The 16,316-nt window shown below is 71.1% G+C and carries 14 protein-coding genes; 9 read left to right on the top strand and 5 right to left on the bottom strand.

The window, feature by feature from the left end:
- Window positions 1–174 precede the first annotated feature (174 nt).
- Window positions 175–627 carry a protein-tyrosine phosphatase family protein gene (locus CHC05_RS34385; protein WP_089254821.1) on the top strand — a complete coding sequence of 151 codons (453 nt, stop codon included), beginning with the start codon at window positions 175–177 and terminating at the stop codon, window positions 625–627.
- A 454-nt stretch (window positions 628–1,081) separates the two neighbouring features.
- Here the strand turns inward: CHC05_RS34385 and cobC are convergent, their stop codons facing one another.
- Entirely contained in the window at window positions 1,082–2,137 is a 1,056-nt protein-coding gene (gene cobC, locus CHC05_RS34380) for an Rv2231c family histidinol phosphate aminotransferase CobC (protein WP_425426891.1), read from the bottom strand.
- 91 nt (window positions 2,138–2,228) lie between these two features.
- Here cobC and CHC05_RS34375 point away from each other — a divergent pair, with 91 nt between their 5' ends.
- The 3 genes from CHC05_RS34375 to cobA are packed head-to-tail and all read left to right on the top strand — an operon-like array spanning window position 2,229 to window position 6,734.
- Window positions 2,229–4,385 carry a transglycosylase domain-containing protein gene (locus CHC05_RS34375; protein WP_089254924.1) on the top strand — a complete coding sequence of 719 codons (2,157 nt, stop codon included), beginning with the start codon at window positions 2,229–2,231 and terminating at the stop codon, window positions 4,383–4,385.
- Window positions 4,386–4,437: 52 nt separating this feature from the next.
- Window positions 4,438–5,511: a nicotinate-nucleotide--dimethylbenzimidazole phosphoribosyltransferase gene (cobT, locus tag CHC05_RS34370; RefSeq protein WP_089254819.1), complete on the top strand. Its 1,074-nt coding sequence runs from the start codon at window positions 4,438–4,440 to the stop codon at window positions 5,509–5,511.
- A complete protein-coding gene (cobA, locus tag CHC05_RS34365; RefSeq protein WP_089254818.1) occupies window positions 5,508–6,734 on the top strand; it encodes a uroporphyrinogen-III C-methyltransferase in 1,227 nt (408 codons plus the stop codon). Before cobT ends, cobA begins: the two co-directional genes overlap by 4 nt.
- On the opposite strand, the gene otsB is transcribed toward cobA, so the two are convergent.
- Both otsB and CHC05_RS34355 read right to left on the bottom strand, forming a co-directional pair.
- Window positions 6,724–9,294 carry a trehalose-phosphatase gene (otsB, locus tag CHC05_RS34360; RefSeq protein ID WP_089254817.1) on the bottom strand — a complete coding sequence of 857 codons (2,571 nt, stop codon included), beginning with the start codon at window positions 9,292–9,294 and terminating at the stop codon, window positions 6,724–6,726. The genes cobA and otsB overlap by 11 nt on opposite strands.
- Window positions 9,295–9,367: 73 nt before the next feature.
- Window positions 9,368–10,771 (bottom strand): alpha,alpha-trehalose-phosphate synthase (UDP-forming), encoded by a 1,404-nt coding sequence (locus CHC05_RS34355; protein ID WP_089254923.1) that lies wholly within the window; start codon window positions 10,769–10,771, stop codon window positions 9,368–9,370.
- 158 nt (window positions 10,772–10,929) lie between these two features.
- Between CHC05_RS34355 and CHC05_RS34350 the strand changes: the two genes are divergently transcribed.
- On the top strand, window positions 10,930–11,460 hold the full coding sequence (locus CHC05_RS34350; RefSeq protein WP_144022898.1) for a hypothetical protein: 531 nt from the start codon (window positions 10,930–10,932) through the stop codon (window positions 11,458–11,460).
- Here the strand turns inward: CHC05_RS34350 and CHC05_RS34345 are convergent.
- Together CHC05_RS34345 and CHC05_RS34340 are read right to left on the bottom strand one after the other, a co-directional pair.
- Window positions 11,457–11,843: a hypothetical protein gene (locus CHC05_RS34345; RefSeq protein WP_089254815.1), complete on the bottom strand. Its 387-nt coding sequence runs from the start codon at window positions 11,841–11,843 to the stop codon at window positions 11,457–11,459. The two genes, CHC05_RS34350 and CHC05_RS34345, sit on opposite strands and share 4 nt — an antisense overlap.
- The gene (locus CHC05_RS34340) at window positions 11,840–12,109 is read right to left on the bottom strand and encodes a hypothetical protein (RefSeq protein ID WP_089254814.1); all 270 of its coding nucleotides are present in this window, start codon (window positions 12,107–12,109) and stop codon (window positions 11,840–11,842) included. Before CHC05_RS34340 ends, CHC05_RS34345 begins: the two co-directional genes overlap by 4 nt.
- A gap of 151 nt (window positions 12,110–12,260) precedes the next feature.
- Between CHC05_RS34340 and ettA the strand changes: the two genes are divergently transcribed.
- The 4 genes from ettA (at window position 12,261) to CHC05_RS34320 (ending at window position 15,794) form a co-directional block, all read left to right on the top strand.
- Window positions 12,261–13,937: an energy-dependent translational throttle protein EttA gene (ettA, locus tag CHC05_RS34335; RefSeq protein WP_089254813.1), complete on the top strand. Its 1,677-nt coding sequence runs from the start codon at window positions 12,261–12,263 to the stop codon at window positions 13,935–13,937.
- Between the two features lie 4 nt (window positions 13,938–13,941).
- Window positions 13,942–14,412, top strand: a complete 471-nt coding sequence (locus CHC05_RS34330; RefSeq protein ID WP_425426889.1) for an acyl-CoA thioesterase — start codon at window positions 13,942–13,944, stop codon at window positions 14,410–14,412.
- On the top strand, window positions 14,409–15,074 hold the full coding sequence (locus CHC05_RS34325) for a DUF8185 domain-containing protein (protein ID WP_089254812.1): 666 nt from the start codon (window positions 14,409–14,411) through the stop codon (window positions 15,072–15,074). The genes CHC05_RS34330 and CHC05_RS34325 overlap by 4 nt, the downstream gene beginning before the upstream one ends.
- A 129-nt stretch (window positions 15,075–15,203) precedes the next feature.
- On the top strand, window positions 15,204–15,794 hold the full coding sequence (locus CHC05_RS34320) for a type III secretion system chaperone family protein (RefSeq protein WP_089254811.1): 591 nt from the start codon (window positions 15,204–15,206) through the stop codon (window positions 15,792–15,794).
- The last annotated feature ends 522 nt before the right edge of the window (window positions 15,795–16,316 follow it).

Raw genomic sequence — 16,316 nt, 5'->3', positions numbered from 1 at the left:
CGATGTGTCGCCTGTGCCGCACGCCGGCCTGCCTGGGCTGCGCGGACTGCGCGCCCGAAGAGTGACCCTTGCCGAGTGCGGGCAGCGCCGGGGAGCGTTAGCCGAGGCGGGGTAGGCCGTCCGCAAAACGGGCGAATCTGCTTCGAAAGGGTAGGTGGCCATTATGGTGGGCTCATGATCGACTCGTGGGATCCCGCGGGCGCCGGGGTGCTGCGGCTGCCTTCCGGGCGGCTGGTTCGGGGGCGGGGGTTGCTGCGGGCGTACCCGATGGGGCCGCCGCCGACGTTCGGGTTGTATCTGCTCGGGAAGCCCGCCTCGTTGACCGTCTGGGAGAGTCGCTGGGTCCGCTGGCCCGACCTGTGGCTCCCGAGCGACCCGGCCGACGCCGCCGCCGCGCTCCACGAGGCGTGGGAGCGGGCCCCGACCGAGCGGGTCGAGCTCGCCTGTCGTGGCGGACGGGGGCGCACCGGCACCGCGCTGGCCTGCCTCGCGATCATCGACGGCGTGCCGGCCGCGGAGGCGGTCACCTACGTCCGGCAGAACTACGACCGCCGGGCGGTCGAGACCCCCTGGCAGAAGCGCTTCGTCGCCCGCTTCGCCGCCCCGGGCGCGCGCGACCTGAACTGACCATGCGGCGCGGCATGCCGCAACCCCGCCGACGCCCGAGGGCGCGTCGGTCCGGGCCCTGTGGAGGGTCGGCGCGCGGGAGGCGGTGACCTATGTCCGGCGTAACTGTGATCGCCGAGCGGTCGAGACTCACTGGCAGCACCGCTTCGCGCTGAGCGACCTGGCCGCCGCCGAGAGCCTCGCGATCGAGTTCCTGGACTGCGGCCGTCGTCGGGCGACTCGACCCGCACGGTCGGGTGCGGGTCGACGACACCGGAAACATCGAGCACGAACAGGTCCAGCCCCGGCGTCGCCGGGATCCGCCCCGGGCGCGCGCGGTCTGAGCTGACGATGCGGCGCGGCAGGCCCCACTCCCCGACGCCCGAGGCGCGTCGGTCCGGGCTGCAGGGGAGGGTCGGCGCGTAGGAGATGGTCCACCGCGTGGCGTCGGCGCGAAGTCAGGCTCCCGGGAGCTCTAACGAGGCTCCCTCCCGTGCAGCACTGCGGAGAGTTCGCGGGCGAAGGCGTCCATCGTCGGACGGTCGCGGATCGCCACTCGGAGGAAGTCCGTGCCCAGGCCCGGGAAGGTGTCTCCGCGGCGGACCGCGTACCCGCGCTCGCGCAGCGCCAATCGCACCTTGTCCGCGTTGGCCAGGCGTAGGAGCACGAACGAGCTCGACGGTGGCGCCGCGATGGAGACGCCCGGGATCTGGGACAGGAGGCCCACCAGGTGGTCTCGGTCGGCGGCCAAGGACTGGGCGATCGCGTGTTCCGCCGCCACCGCGACCGGGCTCGCGCACGCCTCCGCCGCCGCCAGCGCCGGCGTCGAGACCGGCCACAACGGCTGCACCGCCGCCAGCCGGGCGATCACGTCGGGCGCGGCCAGCGCGTACCCGATGCGCAGGCCCGCCAGCGCCCAGGTCTTGGTCAGGCTGCGCAGCACGATCAGGCCGGGCAGGTCGGAGCGGCCGGACAGGGACGAGGGCTCGGGAGCACCTGACGGCCCGAGCGTCGTGTCCGCGAACGCCTCGTCGACCACGAGGATCCGGCCCGGGCGGGCCAGGGCGGCCAGCGACGACGCGGGGTGCAGCACCGAGGTCGGGTTCGTCGGGTTGCCGACGAAGACCAGGTCCGCCGAATCCGGGACAAGGGCCGGGTCCAGGGTGTACGGCGGTGGCAGCACCACCCGACCGACCTGGTGGCCGGCAGCGAGCAGCGCGGCCTCGGGCTCGGTGAACTGCGGATGCACCACCACGGGCGACACGGCGGAGCGGAACGCCTGGGCGATCAGCACGAACGCCTGCGCGGCGCCGGCGGTCAGCAGCACCGACGAGGGCGACCGGCCGTGCCGGGCAGCGACGGCCGCGCGTGCGGGCGAAGGCGAGGGATAAGCGGCCAACGCACCCAGCGACGAAGCCACCGGCGCGAGCAGCCACGGCGGCAGCGGCGCCTGCCGGACGTTCACCGCCAGATCCACCAGACCCGGCCCGACCTCGGCATCACCGTGATGTCCCAACTCGACCACGCGCAGAACCGTACCCGGCAAGCGCACAGGAACATGAGACGTAGACGTTGCTCGCTTTCAACTACGGACATATCGGCTTATGTCCTAGTTTTAGTTGGTGATTAAGCGCACCCTCTCCGCGACCAGTCGGTTCGCTCCGCTGCTGCGGGCCGGGCTCATAGCCGGCGTCGTCGTGGCGGCGGTCGCCTATCCGCTGGTGGCGGTCGGCGGTCTCGGCGCCAAGAAGGGCGCCGACGCGTTCAACAACATGCCGAGCCAGCTCAACGTCAAACCCCCCGCACAGACGAGCTACGTGTACGCGGCGGACGGCAAGACGCTGCTCACGATGTTCTACGAGGAGCATCGCAAGTACGTTCCCATCTCCGACATGTCCCCGTACATCCAGCAGGCCATCGTCGCGAGTGAGGACCAGCGCTTCTACGAGCACAACGGCGTCGACCCGAAGGGCATCGCGCGCGCGTTCGTGGCCAACCACCAGAGCGACGGCGTCCAGCAGGGTGCGTCGACGCTGACGATGCAGTACGTCCGAATGGCCCAGCGCGACGGCGCCACCACGCCCCTCGAGGTGCAGGCGGCCACCGAGCAGACGAGCGCCCGCAAGCTCCGCGAGATGCGGCTGGCCCTCGCGGTCGAGAAGCAGTACTCGAAGCAGGAGATCCTCGAGCGCTACCTGAACTCGGCATACTTCGGACACCGGGCGTACGGCATCTACGCCGCGTCCGAGGTGTTCTTCTCCAAGTCGCCCAAGGACCTGTCGCTGGTCGAGGCGGCCACGCTCGCGGGTCTGGTCAAGGCGCCCACCGAGTACGACCCGGCGACGCAGGACAAGCTCGCGGCGACCGCCCGGCGCAACTACGTGCTCGACAACATGCAGAAGATGGGTTACCTGAGCCCACAGGACAACGCGGCCACCAAGCAGCTGCCGATCCAGCTCCACCTGAGCTCCCCGGCCAACGACTGCATCTCGGTGCCGAAGAACCTCAACAGCTGGGGCTTCTTCTGCGACTACCTCAAGGCCTGGTGGGTGGAGCAGACCGCGTTCGGTGACAACGCCTCGATGCGCGAGGACAACCTGCGGCGCGGTGGCTACAAGATCGTCACGTCGCTCGACCCGAACATCCAGAACATCGCCGAGACCAACGTCATGGCGAAGGAGAAGTCGACCAGCAAGTTCGCGCACGGCCTCGTGGTCGTCCAGCCCGGCACCGGCCTGGTCAAGGCGATGGCCGTCAACCGCGTGTACTCGCTCGACCAGAGCAAGAACGGCACGCACTCGGACCCGCAGAAGGCCTCGAAGATCAAGGGCAACTACCCGAACACTGTGGTGCCGTTGCTCGGCGGCGGTGACATGCCGGGCTACCAGGCGGGTTCGACGTTCAAGATGTTCACCATGCTGGCCGCGCTGGACGCCGGGATGCCGCTGTCCACCGCCTACAACTCGCCGATGAAGCTGGTCTCCCAGTACCCGGGCGAAGGACCGGCCTCGTGCGGCGGCCGCTGGTGCCCGTCGAACGCGTCCGGCGCGATGACCGGCAAGCACGCCATGTGGTCCGGCTTCGGCAAGTCCGTCAACACGTACTTCGTGCAGCTCGAGCAGGCGGTCGGCGCCGACAAGGCGGTCCGGATGGCCGAGCGGCTGGGCCTGACCTGGCGCACCGACGTCGACCAGATGATGGCCAAGCCGCCGCGGTCCAAGACCTGGGGTGCCTTCACGCTCGGCGTCTCCGACGTGACACCCCTGGAGATGGCCGGCGCGTACGCCACCGTCGCCGCCGACGGCGTCTACTGCGAGCCGCTGCCGGTGACCTCGATCCAGTCGCCCGACGGCAAGCAGGTGACCTGGAAGAACCCGCACGGTGACGTGGTCGACGTGGCCAAGCCGCGCTGCCGCCAGGAGGTCACCCAGGACGTGGCCCGCGCGGCCGCCGACGCCGCCCGCTGCCCGACCGGCGGCAAGGCGCAGACCGGCTCCTGCCAGGAGTGGTCGACCGCGCCGAGCGTGACCCCGACGGTGGGGCGCCCGGTGGGTGGCAAGACGGGTACTACGGACAGCACCCGGTCCGCCTGGTTCGTCGGCTTCACCCGGGAGCTGGCGGCGGCGAGCTTCATCGCCGACCCGGACAACCCGTTCAACGCGGTGGGTGACGCGCAGTCGCAGAAGCCGATCGACTCGGCCGCGCAAACACTCAGAGATGCCTTGAAGGGCCAGCCGATCCAGAACTTCCCAGCACCGTCACCGGCGATCGTCAAGTGAGGAAAGGGCCCCCACCGGGGGCCCTTTCCCCGTCGGACGGGATCATGGGGGCATGACCACCCTCCTCGCCGAGACCGTCGCCGCGATCCGGCCGCTCGACGCCGCCGCCATGGCGGCCGCCGACGCGCGGCACGCCACGCTGACCAAACCGCCGGGCTCGTTGGGGGCGTTGGAGGAGTTGGGCGTACGCCTCGCGGGGCTGGCCGGCACGAGCCCGCCCCCGCTGCCGGAGCCGGCGGTGGTCGCGGTGTTCGCCGGCGACCATGGCGTGCACGCGCAGCGGGTCAGCCCCTGGCCGCAGGAGGTGACCGCGCAGATGGTCGCCAACTTCCTGGCCGGCGGCGCGGTCGTCAACGCCTTCGCCCGCCAGGCCGGCGCGGACGTGGTCGTGGTCGACGTCGGCGTCGCGACCCCGCTGATCACCGCCGACCACGACGGGCAGCCGCGGCTCGTGGCCGCCAACGTCCGCCGGGGGACCGGCGACCTGAGCGTCGAGGCGGCGCTGACCCGCGACGAGGCGGTGGCCGCGATCGAGGTCGGCATCACCGTCGGCAATGACCTGGTCGACGCGGGCGCCCGCTGCCTGCTGACCGGTGACATGGGCATCGGCAACACGACGCCCGCCGCCGCGTTGATCGCCGCGTTCACCGGTGCGGCGGCGGCCGACGTGACCGGGCGGGGCACCGGCATCGACGACGAGACCCACGGCCGCAAGGTCGCCGTCGTGCAGCGGGCGCTGGCGCTGCACCGGCCGGACCCGGCCGATCCGGTCGGCGTGCTCGCTGCGGTCGGTGGGCTGGAGCACGCCGCCCTGGCCGGCTTCGTGCTCGGTGCGGCGGCGCGCCGCGTACCCGTGATCCTGGACGGCGTCATCGCCGACTCGGCCGCGCTCGCCGCGGCGGCGCTGGCCCCGGACGCCGTCGGCGCGATGGTCGCCGGGCACCGCTCCGCCGAGCCCGGCGCGGCGATCGCGCTGCGCCACCTCGGCCTCGGCCCGCTGGTCGACCTGGGCCTGCGCCTCGGCGAGGGCACCGGCGCGGTGCTGGCGTGGCCGATCGTGGCCAGCGCGGCCCGGGTGCTGCACGACGTCGCCACGTTCGACTCGGCCGGGGTGGCCGAGAAATGAGCGACCTCTATCCCTTGGCGCTGCGCCTGGACGGCCGGCCCGTGCTGGTCGTCGGCGGCGGCGCGGTGGCCAGCCGGCGCGTGCCCGCCCTGCTGACCGCCGGCGCGGACGTCACCGTGGTCGCGCCCGAGCTGACCCCCACGCTGCACGGCCTGGCCGACGCCGGCCGGATCCGCTGGGAGCAGCGCCGGTTCGAGCCGTCCGATGTGGAGGGCGTCTGGCTCGTCCACGTCGCGGTCGACGACCCCGCTGCGGCCGCCGCGGTGTCCGAGGCGGCGGAGGCGCGCAAGATCTTCTGCGTCCGGGCCGACGACCGGACCGCCGCGACCGCCTGGACCCCGGCGGTGACCCGGCGCGGCCCGGTCACGGTCGCGGTGCTCGGGGGCGGCGACCCGCGCCGGGCCGTGGCGACCCGGGACGCGATCGCGGCCTTCCTCGCCGGCTGGACCGGGGCCGCGGTCAGCGCCACCGCGGTCGGTGCCCCGGCGGCGACGACGGGCGGTCAGGTCGCGCTCGTCGGTGCCGGACCGGGTGACCCCGAGCTGATCACCGTCAAGGGCCGGCGGCTGCTGGCCGAGGCCGACGTGGTGGTCGCCGACCGGCTCGCGCCCGGGCTGCTGCTCGACGAGCTGCGGCCCGACGCCGAGCTCGTGGACGCGGCGAAGAACCCGTACGGGCCGGCGCGTACCCAGGAGGAGATCAACGAGATCCTGGTCGACCGCGCCCGGAAGGGCCTGTCGGTCGTCCGGCTCAAGGGCGGTGACCCGTTCGTCTTCGGTCGCGGCGGCGAAGAGGTCATCGCCTGCGCCGAGGCCGGGGTGCCCGTCACGGTCGTACCCGGCGTGACCAGCGCGGTGTCCGTGCCCGCCGGCGCCGGGATCCCGGTCACCCACCGCGGCGTCGCGCACGAGTTCACCGTGGTCTCCGGTCACCTGTCGCCGGACGACCCGGAGTCGCTGGTCAACTGGCCGGCGCTGGCGGCGACCAGCGGCACGCTCGTCGTGCTGATGGGCCTGAAGAACCTGGCCGCCATCACGTCGACGCTGGTCGCGCACGGCCGTCCGGCCGCGAGCCCGGCCGCGGTGATCCAGGAGGGCACGACGCCGAACCAGCGTGCCGTCGAGGCGAGCCTCGGCGAGCTGGCGGAAACGGTGCGGGAGGCCGGAATCCGGCCTCCCGCGATCGTGGTCATCGGCGACGTGGTGCCGGCTCTCAGGGCTTGAGCAGCCCCGCGAGCAGCAGGGCGCAGCGGACCAGGCCGAGGTGGCTGTACGCCTGCGGGTGGTTGCCCAGTCCGCGCTCGGCCAGCGGGTCGTACTGCTCCGGCAGCAGCCCCGTCGGGCCCGCCGTGGCGATCATCTGCTCGAACAGCTCCTCGGCGTCGGCCCGGCGCCCGGTGCGCAGGTAGGCCTCGACCAGCCACGACGTGCAGATGTGGAAGCCGCCCTCGCGACCGGGCAGGCCGTCGTCCCAGCGGTACCGGTAGACCACCGGGCCGCTGCGCAGGTCGGCCTCGACCTTGAGGACGGTCGCCAGGAACCGCGGGTCGTCGTCGGGGAGCAGACCGGACAGGCCGATCCAGAGCGAGGACGCGTCCATCTCCTCGTCGCCGTACGCCACGGTGTAGGCGCCGGCCTCCTCGTGCCACCCGTGCTCGAGCACGTTGTGCCCGATCCGGTCGCGCAGGGCGACCCAGTCCGGCCGGTCCTGCCCGGCGTGCTTGCGCACCACGTGCAGGGCCCGGTCGACCGTCATCCAGCACATGACCTTGGAGTAGACGTGGTGCCGCGGCTGGAGCCGGGCCTCCCACAGCCCGTGGTCCGGCTCGTGCCAGCGGCGCTCGACCGCCTGCACCATCGCCTCCAGCACCCGCCACTCCTCGTCGCGGACGGAGCCGCGGGCGTCGGCGACGGCCGCGAGCAGGTCCGCGACCGGGCCGAAGACGTCGAGCTGGAGCTGGTGGTTGGCCAGGTTGCCGACCCGCACCGGGCGGGAGCCCGCGTAGCCGGGCAGCGTGTCGATGACCGCCTCGGCGCCGAGCTCGTAGCCCTCGACCGTGTAGAGCGGGTGCAGCCGCTCCGGGTGGCCGCCGGTGCGCTCGACGCAGCCGTCGACCCAGCGCAGGAAGCCCTCCGCCTCGTCGAGCGAGCCCAGGTCGACCAGCGCCCGTGCGGTCATCGCCGCGTCGCGCAGCCAGCAGTAGCGGTAGTCCCAGTTGCGGACCCCGCCCAGCTCCTCGGGCAGTGACGTGGTCGCGGCCGCCAGGATCGCGCCGGTCGGCTCGTGGGCCAGGCCCTTGAGCGTGAGCGCGCTGCGGGCCACGAGCTCGCGGCCCTCGCTCGGCAGGTGCAGCCCGCGCACCCAGTCCTTCCACGGCTGCTCGGCCGACTCCTGCCGGTCCTGGGCCGCGGTCGGGTGCGCGTGCAGGCTGTGCGTGCCGAACCGCAGCTCCAGCAGCTGCTCGCCGTCGAGCTCGGCCAGGTCGACGGTCGCGCGGGCCGTGTCGTACCCGCCGTCCTCGCTGATCTCCCACCGCACGCCGGGCGAGTAGAGCGCGACCGGCTCGTTGGAGCCGAGCACCAGCAGCCCGTCGCCGAGCGCCTGCAGCCGCACCTGGACCTGCCCGAACTCGGGCCGTGGCGCGAACTCCAGGCCGACCTTGGCGTTGCCGGTCAGGCGGCGGACCAGGGCCGCGTCGCCGGTCGGTGCCTTGTCCAGCCAGTCCGTGACGGTCAGGCCCGACCAGCGGGTCTCGACGGTCATCGTGCCGGGCCGGTAGCGCTGGCCGAGCGGTAGGCCGCCGCGTTCCGGCGCGACCGCGAAGTGCCCGGCCGGGCCGCCGCCGAGCAGGTCGGCGAAGATCGCCGACGAGTCCGGCCGCGGGTGGCAGAGCCACGTGACCTTGGCCTCGGGGGTGACCAGCGCGACCGTCTCGCCGTTGGAGAGCATCGAGTGCCGCTCGATCGGCACCGCTGCCTCGCCGAACAGCCAGTGCCGCCGGGTCTGCAGCAGCAGCCCGAGCAGCCGGGCGGCGTCGATCGGCTCGCCGACCCGGTGACCGGCCTTCGTCTCGCCCGGGCCGATCTTCACACCCACGTCGGGGCCGTGCAGGTTGGCGAAGGCGTTCTCGTCGGTGATGTCGTCGCCGATGAACAGCACGGCGCTGGCTGACAGCGAGGTGCGCAGCTGGTCGACGGCCGTGCCCTTGTGGGTCGGCACGACGGACAGCTCGATGACCTCTTTGCCGTGCGTGACGGTGACCTCCGGCCAGGTGGCCGGCCCGGCCGCCACGCGCGCCTTGACCTCCTCGGCGACCGGCCGCTCCGCCGTGCGGTAGTGCACCGCGACGCTGGCCGGCTTGTTCTCCAGGCGTACGCCCGGCTGGCCCGAGACGATGTCGCGCAGCGCGACCTGGAGCCGGGTGCGGACCTCGACCAGCTCGGGCGTCAGCCGCTCCACGAAGCCGATGTCGAACTCGGAGCCGTGGCTGCCGACGAGGTGCACCTCGCTCGGCAGGCGCGACAGCGTGGCGAGGTCGCGCAGCGCGCGCCCGGACACGACCGCCACGGTGGTCTGCGGCAGCGCCGCCAGGGCCCGCACCGCGGCCACGCTCTCCGGCAGGGGTACGGCCAGCGTCGGGTCGGCGACGATGGGGGCCAGCGTGCCGTCGTAGTCGCACGCGATGAGGAGCTGCGGAACCCGCGCGATCCGGCCGATGGCCGCGCGGAGCTCCGGGTCGATCAGGCCGGCGGCCTTCTGATCGACCTCGACCACGTTCGTCATGACGGGTCTCCACTTCGTGGTGACCCGCCCTGCCCGGGCGTGCTCTGCTGATGATGCCCTCGCCAAGGCTCGGTCATGCTGCCTCCACGTCAGGCACGCCCAGCTCGTTGAGGAACGACCGGGCCCAATGGCCGACATCGTGCGTACGAAGGTGCCGCTGCATCAGGCGCATCCGGCGGCGGGCCTCCGGATGTTCGACATGTACCGCGCGCAGCAGCGCCTCCTTGACTCCGTCGGGGTCGTGCGGGTTACACAGGAACGACTGTCGTAGTTCCGTCGCGGCGCCGGCGAACTCGCTGAGCACCAGCGCTCCGCCGGTGTCGGCGCGCGCCGCCACGTATTCCTTTGCCACCAAATTCATCCCGTCTCGCAGCGGGGTCACCATCATGACGTCGGCCGCGCAATAGAGCGCGGCCAACTCGGTGCGACTGTACGACTGGTGAAGGTAGTGGACGGCCGGTACGCCGACGCGACCGAACTCCCCGTTGATCCGGCCGACCTCGCGCTCGACCTTGACCCGCAGGGTCTGGTAGTGCTCGACGCGCTCCCGGCTCGGCGTGGCGACCTGCACCATCACGGCCTCGGGCACGCTCAGCTTGCCGTCGGAGAGCAACTCCCGGAACGCCTTGAGGCGCAGCTCGATGCCCTTGGTGTAGTCGAGCCGGTCGACGCCCAGGATGACCATCCGCGGGTCGCCGAGCTCGGCCCGGATCTGCTTGGCCCGCGCCTGCACCGCCGGGTCGGCGGCCATCCGCTCCATCTCGGCCACGTCGATCGAGATCGGGAAGGCACCCGCCTTGACCGGCCGGCCGTCGACGTCGATGACCTGGCCCTCGTAGCGCAGCCCCAGCAAATGCCGCGCCAATCGGACGAAGTTCTGGGCGGCCAGCCGCTGCTGGAAGCCGATCAGGTCGGCGCCGAGCAGCCCGCGCAGGATCTCGGCGCGGAACGGCATCTGCATGAACAGCTCGATCGGCGGGAACGGGATGTGCAGGAAGAACCCGATCTTGAGGTCGGGTCGGCGCTCGCGGAGCATCGCCGGCACGAGCTGGAGCTGGTAGTCCTGGATCCAGACCGTCGCGCCCTCGGCGGCCACCTCGGCGGCGGCCTCGGCGAACCGGGCGTTGACCTGCCGGTACGACTCACGCCAGCGCCGCTTGAACACCGGCGTCTCGACCGCGTCGTGGTAGAGCGGCCAGATGGTCGCGTTGGACATGCCCTCGTAGTAGCGCTCGAGGTCGTTGGCGGTCAGCGGCACCGGGTGGATGTGGATGCCCTCGAGGTCGAACGGCTCCGGTGCCTCCTCGCCGGTGCCTCCGGCCCAACCGACCCACGTGCCCTTGTGCTCGGCCAGCACCGGGTGCAGCGCCGTCACCAGACCGCCGGGGCTGCGTCGCCACTGGCGCCCCTCGTCGGTGGTGACCTCGTCAACCGGTAGTCGGTTCGCTACAACGACAAAAGAGCTACGAACCGTCACGCTCCGCACACCTCCGGTGATCACGAGTCCGCCGTCGAGCCTACCTGCGTGGCGTTGCGGCGGTTACGGGCCTGGTTGACCCCGATGGAACGGGATACCCGTACACCCGAAGTAATGATCCTTCCGTTCGGTTGCTGTTGGATGTCAGGCTCATAGGCGTGTCGACACCGGGGCGGAAACCACGCGTGGTGGCCTTCCTGGCCGCCCTGGCCCTGCTGGCCGTGATCGGCGGAGCCGGCGGGTGGATCTACGGCGCGCAGGTCGCGGACGAGCGGGCGGCGAACCGGCAGGTCGAGGAGATTCAGGACACGCCGTCGGTGGTGCAGGAGGCGCCGCCGCGCGGCGAGGACTGCCCGCGGGCGACCCAGGAGGCGGCGGGGGCCGCGGGCTCGCCGGGTGGACTGACGGAGGTGCTGTACATCCGCACCGAGGACGACCGCCAGGTGTGGATCTGCCAGGACACGGCGGGGACGCTCTTCTACCAGGGCTACATCGGCCCGGCGGACGGCGATTTCATCCAGGGCGAGAACGCCCTTTTCCTGACGACTGTCGACCAGACGGACGGCGGCTACCTGGCCACGAACCAGACGGACCAGGGCACGACCACCTACAGCGTCACCCCGTACCGCCTGACCCAAACCACGAACGGAAAAGACTCCACTTTCCCGGTAACCGAGCGCCGCCCTTAAAGGTCGATGATCGGCCACTCCTTGGCCAGGATCTGGGTCAAGGTCTCGCGTCGGTCGGTGATGATCGGCAGCCGATGGGTAGCCGCCTCCAGAGCGGCCTGCGCGGCATCGAACGTTCCCAGCCGTCGGGACCAGCCGCCAACCATGACCGCGTCGTCGGCCAGCACCGGGGTGATGTGGACGGCGGGTTGGGCCTGGAGGAGATCGAGCATCAACGCTTGATCTGGCGTGGCGCGGCGATGCGCGTCGGCGAAGCAGAGCACCGGAACGATGACGCGTTGGTCGTTCTTCGATGCCCCGGCCAGCATGCGGCCAATGCGGATGACGCCGTTGATGTAGGCGTCGACCGCGGCGGTGTCGAAAACGGCGAAGTATGCGGTCATCGCGGCCGCCGACCAGTCGCTAGCACCTCCTCGGCGTGCCGGCGTAGGCGTGCGTCCATCGTCCGCTTGGCGTCCTGGACCTCCGAGAACGCCTCGTCCATCTCTTCATCCGTGATCGAATAGCCGCTTTCGGCCAGCAGGGCCATGGTGCGCTCGTGGGTGATCTGCCGCCTGATGAGGTCTGCGACGAAGAAGGAGACGTTTCGCTCGGACCCGAGCCGCTCCGCGACGTCGTCAGGAAGGCTGACGGTAATCTTCTTGGTCACACCGATAGTGTAAAGCGGTCATACTTGCGGTGGCTACCCTTGTCGTTTTGCCGGTTTGCGCTGGGGTGATGTGGGCGTTCGGCTGGCTACCTGTCAGGATTGACGACGGCGTTCTGCCGGTATCGACAATTACTCGGAGGTAGGCCGCACCGTGGCCCAGTACATCTACGTCCTGGAGAAGGCGCGCAAGGCGCACGGCGACAAGGTCGTGCTCGACAACGTGACGCTCAGTTTCCTGCCGGGCGCCAAGATCGGGGTCGTCGGTCCCAACGGCGCCGGTAAGTCCAGTCTGCTCAAGATCATGGCTGGGCTCGACAAGACCAGCAACGGTGAGGCCAGGCTGATGCCCGGTTACACCGTGGGCATGCTCGCGCAGGAGCCGCCGCTCAACGACGCGAAGACCGTGCTCGGCAACATCGAGGAAGCGGTCGCCGAGACCAAGAACAAGCTCGAGCGGTTCAACAAGATCGCCGAGCAGATGGCGACCGACTACTCCGACGAGCTGATGGAAGAGATGGGCAAGCTCCAGGAGGAGCTCGACCACCTCGACGCGTGGGACATCGACTCGGCGCTCGAGCTCGCCATGGACGCGCTGCGCTGCCCGCCGCCGGACGCCGACGTGACCAGCCTCTCCGGTGGTGAGCGCCGCCGGGTCGCGCTGTGCAAGCTGCTGCTCGAGGCGCCCGACCTGCTGCTGCTCGACGAGCCCACCAACCACCTCGACGCCGAGAGCGTGCAGTGGCTGGAGCAGCACCTGGCCAAGTACGCGGGCACCGTGCTGGCGATCACGCACGACCGGTACTTCCTCGACAACGTGGCCGGCTGGATCCTCGAGCTCGACCGCGGTCGCGCGATCGGCTACGAGGGCAACTACTCGACGTACCTGGAGAAGAAGGCGGCCCGGCTCGCGGTCGAGGGCCGCAAGGACGCCAAGATGAAGAAGCGTCTCTCCGAAGAGCTCGAGTGGGTGCGGTCCAACGCCAAGGCGCGGCAGACCAAGTCGCGGGCCCGGCTCGACCGCTACGAGGAGATGGCCACCGAGGCCGAGAAGACCCGCAAGCTCGACTTCGAGGAGATCCAGATCCCGCCGGGCCCGCGCCTGGGCAACACGGTGATCGAGGCCAAGGAGCTGACCAAGGGCTTCGGCGACCGTACGCTGATCGACCACCTGTCGTTCTCGCTGCCCCGCAACGGCATCGTCGGCATCATCGGCCCGAACGGCGTCGGCAAGACCACGCTGTTCAAGACCATCGTGGGGCTGGAGCAGCCGACCGACGGCACGGTGCGCGTCGGCGAGACGGTCTCCCTGTCGTACGTCGACCAGAACCGCTCCGGTCTCGACGGCGACAAGACCGTCTGGGAGGTCGTCTCCGACGGGCTCGACCACCTGATGGTGGGCAAGGTCGAGATGCCCTCCCGGGCGTACGTCGCGGCGTTCGGCTTCAAGGGCCCCGACCAGCAGAAGCCGACCAAGGTGCTGTCCGGCGGCGAGCGCAACCGGCTCAACCTCGCGCTGACGCTGAAGATCGGCGGCAACGTGATCCTGCTCGACGAGCCGACCAACGACCTCGACGTCGAGACGCTCTCGTCGCTGGAGAACGCGCTGCTGGAGTTCCCCGGCTGTGCCGTGGTCATCTCCCACGACCGGATGTTCCTCGACCGCGTGGCGACGCACATCCTGGCCTGGGAGGGCGACGAGGAGGACCCGGCCAAGTGGTTCTGGTTCGAGGGCAACTTCGAGGCGTACGAGAAGAACAAGATCGACCGTCTCGGCGCCGAAGCCGCCCGGCCGCACCGGGTGACGTACCGCAAGCTGACCCGCGACTGACGTCGTGGCCAGGTTCGTCTACGAGGCCGCCCTGCGGTGGTCCGACATGGACGTCTACGGGCATGTCAACAACGCGCGCTTCCTCACGCTGTACGAGGAGGCGCGCGTTGCGCTCATGTTCACGGCGGCGCGTCAGCACGGCCTGACCTCGTTGGAGGAGGGCGTGGTGATCTCGCGGCACGAGGTCGACTACCTGCGCCCGGTCGACTACGGCGACACCGTGCGGATCGAGATGTGGGTCGAGGAGATCCGGCCGTCCCGGTTCGTGATCGGCTACGAGCTCTTCGACGACGGTGCGGTGGCCAGCCGGGCCCGGTCGGTGTGCGTGCCGTACGACCTGAGTGCCGGCCGGCCGCGCCGGCTCTCGGCGGAGGAGCGGTCCTTCCTGTCGCCCTTCGGCCCGGAGCCCGCGCCGGCGGCTGAGCCGGCTCCGGACGCGGCCGGTGCCGCGGTGCGGCCCCGCGAGCCGGCATGACCACCGCACACGGGCTGGCGTCCCGTTCGGACGCGGGCGCGTTCCTCAGCCGGTTGATCCGCCTGGACGCGGCGACGGTGGTCCGGCTGCGCCCGGTGGACGGCCGGGTGCAGCTCTGGGCGCCGCTGCCGTGGGGCGTGCTGGTCGGGCGCACGGTGCCCGGCACCGCCGCCGGCGACGCCACGGTGTCGGCCGCCGCGCTCTTCGAGGAGGTCGCCCGGGGTGGCGTGGTGCTGCCGCCGCGCCGGGACGCGGACTGGCGCTGGCCACTGCCACCGGCCGCCGGTGGCCGGGTCGTGGAGTCCGTGCCGGGCGACGAGGTGCGCCGCGTGGCCACGGCCGCCGCGGGGACGTTGCGCACCGCGACGGCCGAGGGCGTCGGCGGGCGGGCGGTCGGCCAACGGGCCCTGCGCGACGCCCTCCTCGACCATGTACCGATCGTCGTCAGCGATGGCCAGTCGTCGGTCGATGTCTCACAACGGTTGATCCAGGCAGTAGTCCGGATGGGCTTTCTGGGTCAGCCGGACGTATCGGTTCCGTCATCCATTGATGTGCGTGTATCCGGGAGATGGATAGGCCTCTCTGCACCGTACGGGGTCGCCTGGCTACCGCCCGTTCAGCAATTCTCCCTAAAACCGGCATCGCCTCGTACTTTCGGCTGATACGCACCCGGCCGTTCGGGTCCGGCCTGCCGTTGGGGGGATGCCCTCCGCCGACCTTCCGGGTACCGTCACCCCGGGTCCAACGCAACGTACGCGGACGGATTCGCTGGGGAGTGAGGTGCGCGAGCGATGCCTTGGTGGTCATGGCGTCCCGGCCACGCCGGTGGGGTTGAGTCCGAGCTTCGGGCGGAGGATGGCAACGTCCGATTGGAAGTGCCTCCGCAACGTGATCCGAACGCTGCCGTACTAGAACCACTGGCCGCCCTCGCCGTGCCCCGGGAGACCCCCGATCGGCCCGCGACGGTCGAGCAGGTGACCCTCCGCCGCCTCGGCGACGCGCTCGACCTGCTCGACATCCGCTACCTCGCCGACGGCGACGGCAGCCTGCTGGCGATGTGGGAACGCCACGCGGTGCTGTTCACCCTCGAAGGCCCGGAAGACGAGATCCTGGTGATCCGCGCCCGTCCACACTCGACAGTCCCGCCGGACTGGGCCGACCGCGCCTACCGCGTCGTCAACGAGTGGAACCACACGCGCCGCTTCTGCAAGGCGTATGTGGGCGACCCGACGGAACGCGGCCAGCTACCCATCTACGCGGAAATCCAGGTGCCGCTCGGCGCCGGCGCGCACGACGCGTTGCTCGTCGAAATGCTCGACTGCGGCGCCGCCGTCTCCAGCACCTTCGTCGACTGGCTACACGACGAAGGCGCACTGCTCTAAACCAGAGACACGATCCTGTCCCGGGTTGGCGGTGGTCCGGACCGTTGCTCCCGCCGGAGACCGGGCCGGGCCCAAGGGGGCCCGTCCCTGCCAGGCTCGCGGTCCACAAGCAACTCCCGTAGGGCGGCGTAATCCTGAATCTCTGGAGAACATGCCCACCGCGGAGTCGGCGGTATCTGCCCACCGCGTAGCTGGCAGCGAAGCGAAGCGAGCGGTCCCCGGCTACTTGTTGAGGATGGTGTTACGACCGTGGCCCGGCCAGGCTTGGTCGAGGTGACTGGTAGGGGTGCTCTGTCTCTGGCTGCCCACCCATATGGCGGGGTGTGGCTCTCTCCCGGCGTGGACCCTGCCGGTCACCGGGGTGTGGAGAGGCTCAAGAGGGGACTGCCCGGCTCGAAGTAGCGTTGCCCTCCCGCCGATCGGCCTGTTTTGTCGGGTTCCAGGGGAAGGGCGTTGTCGTTCATGGCTCGGGTTGTTATCGGTGTAGATCCGCACAAGCGTTCCGCGACGATCGAGGTCATC

Origin of the sequence: Asanoa hainanensis (assembly GCF_900188485.1) — a bacterium.
Taxonomy (GTDB): domain Bacteria; phylum Actinomycetota; class Actinomycetes; order Mycobacteriales; family Micromonosporaceae; genus Asanoa; species Asanoa hainanensis.
Note: the sequence above shows the minus strand (reverse complement) of the source record. Positions and strands in the feature narration are given on the sequence as shown.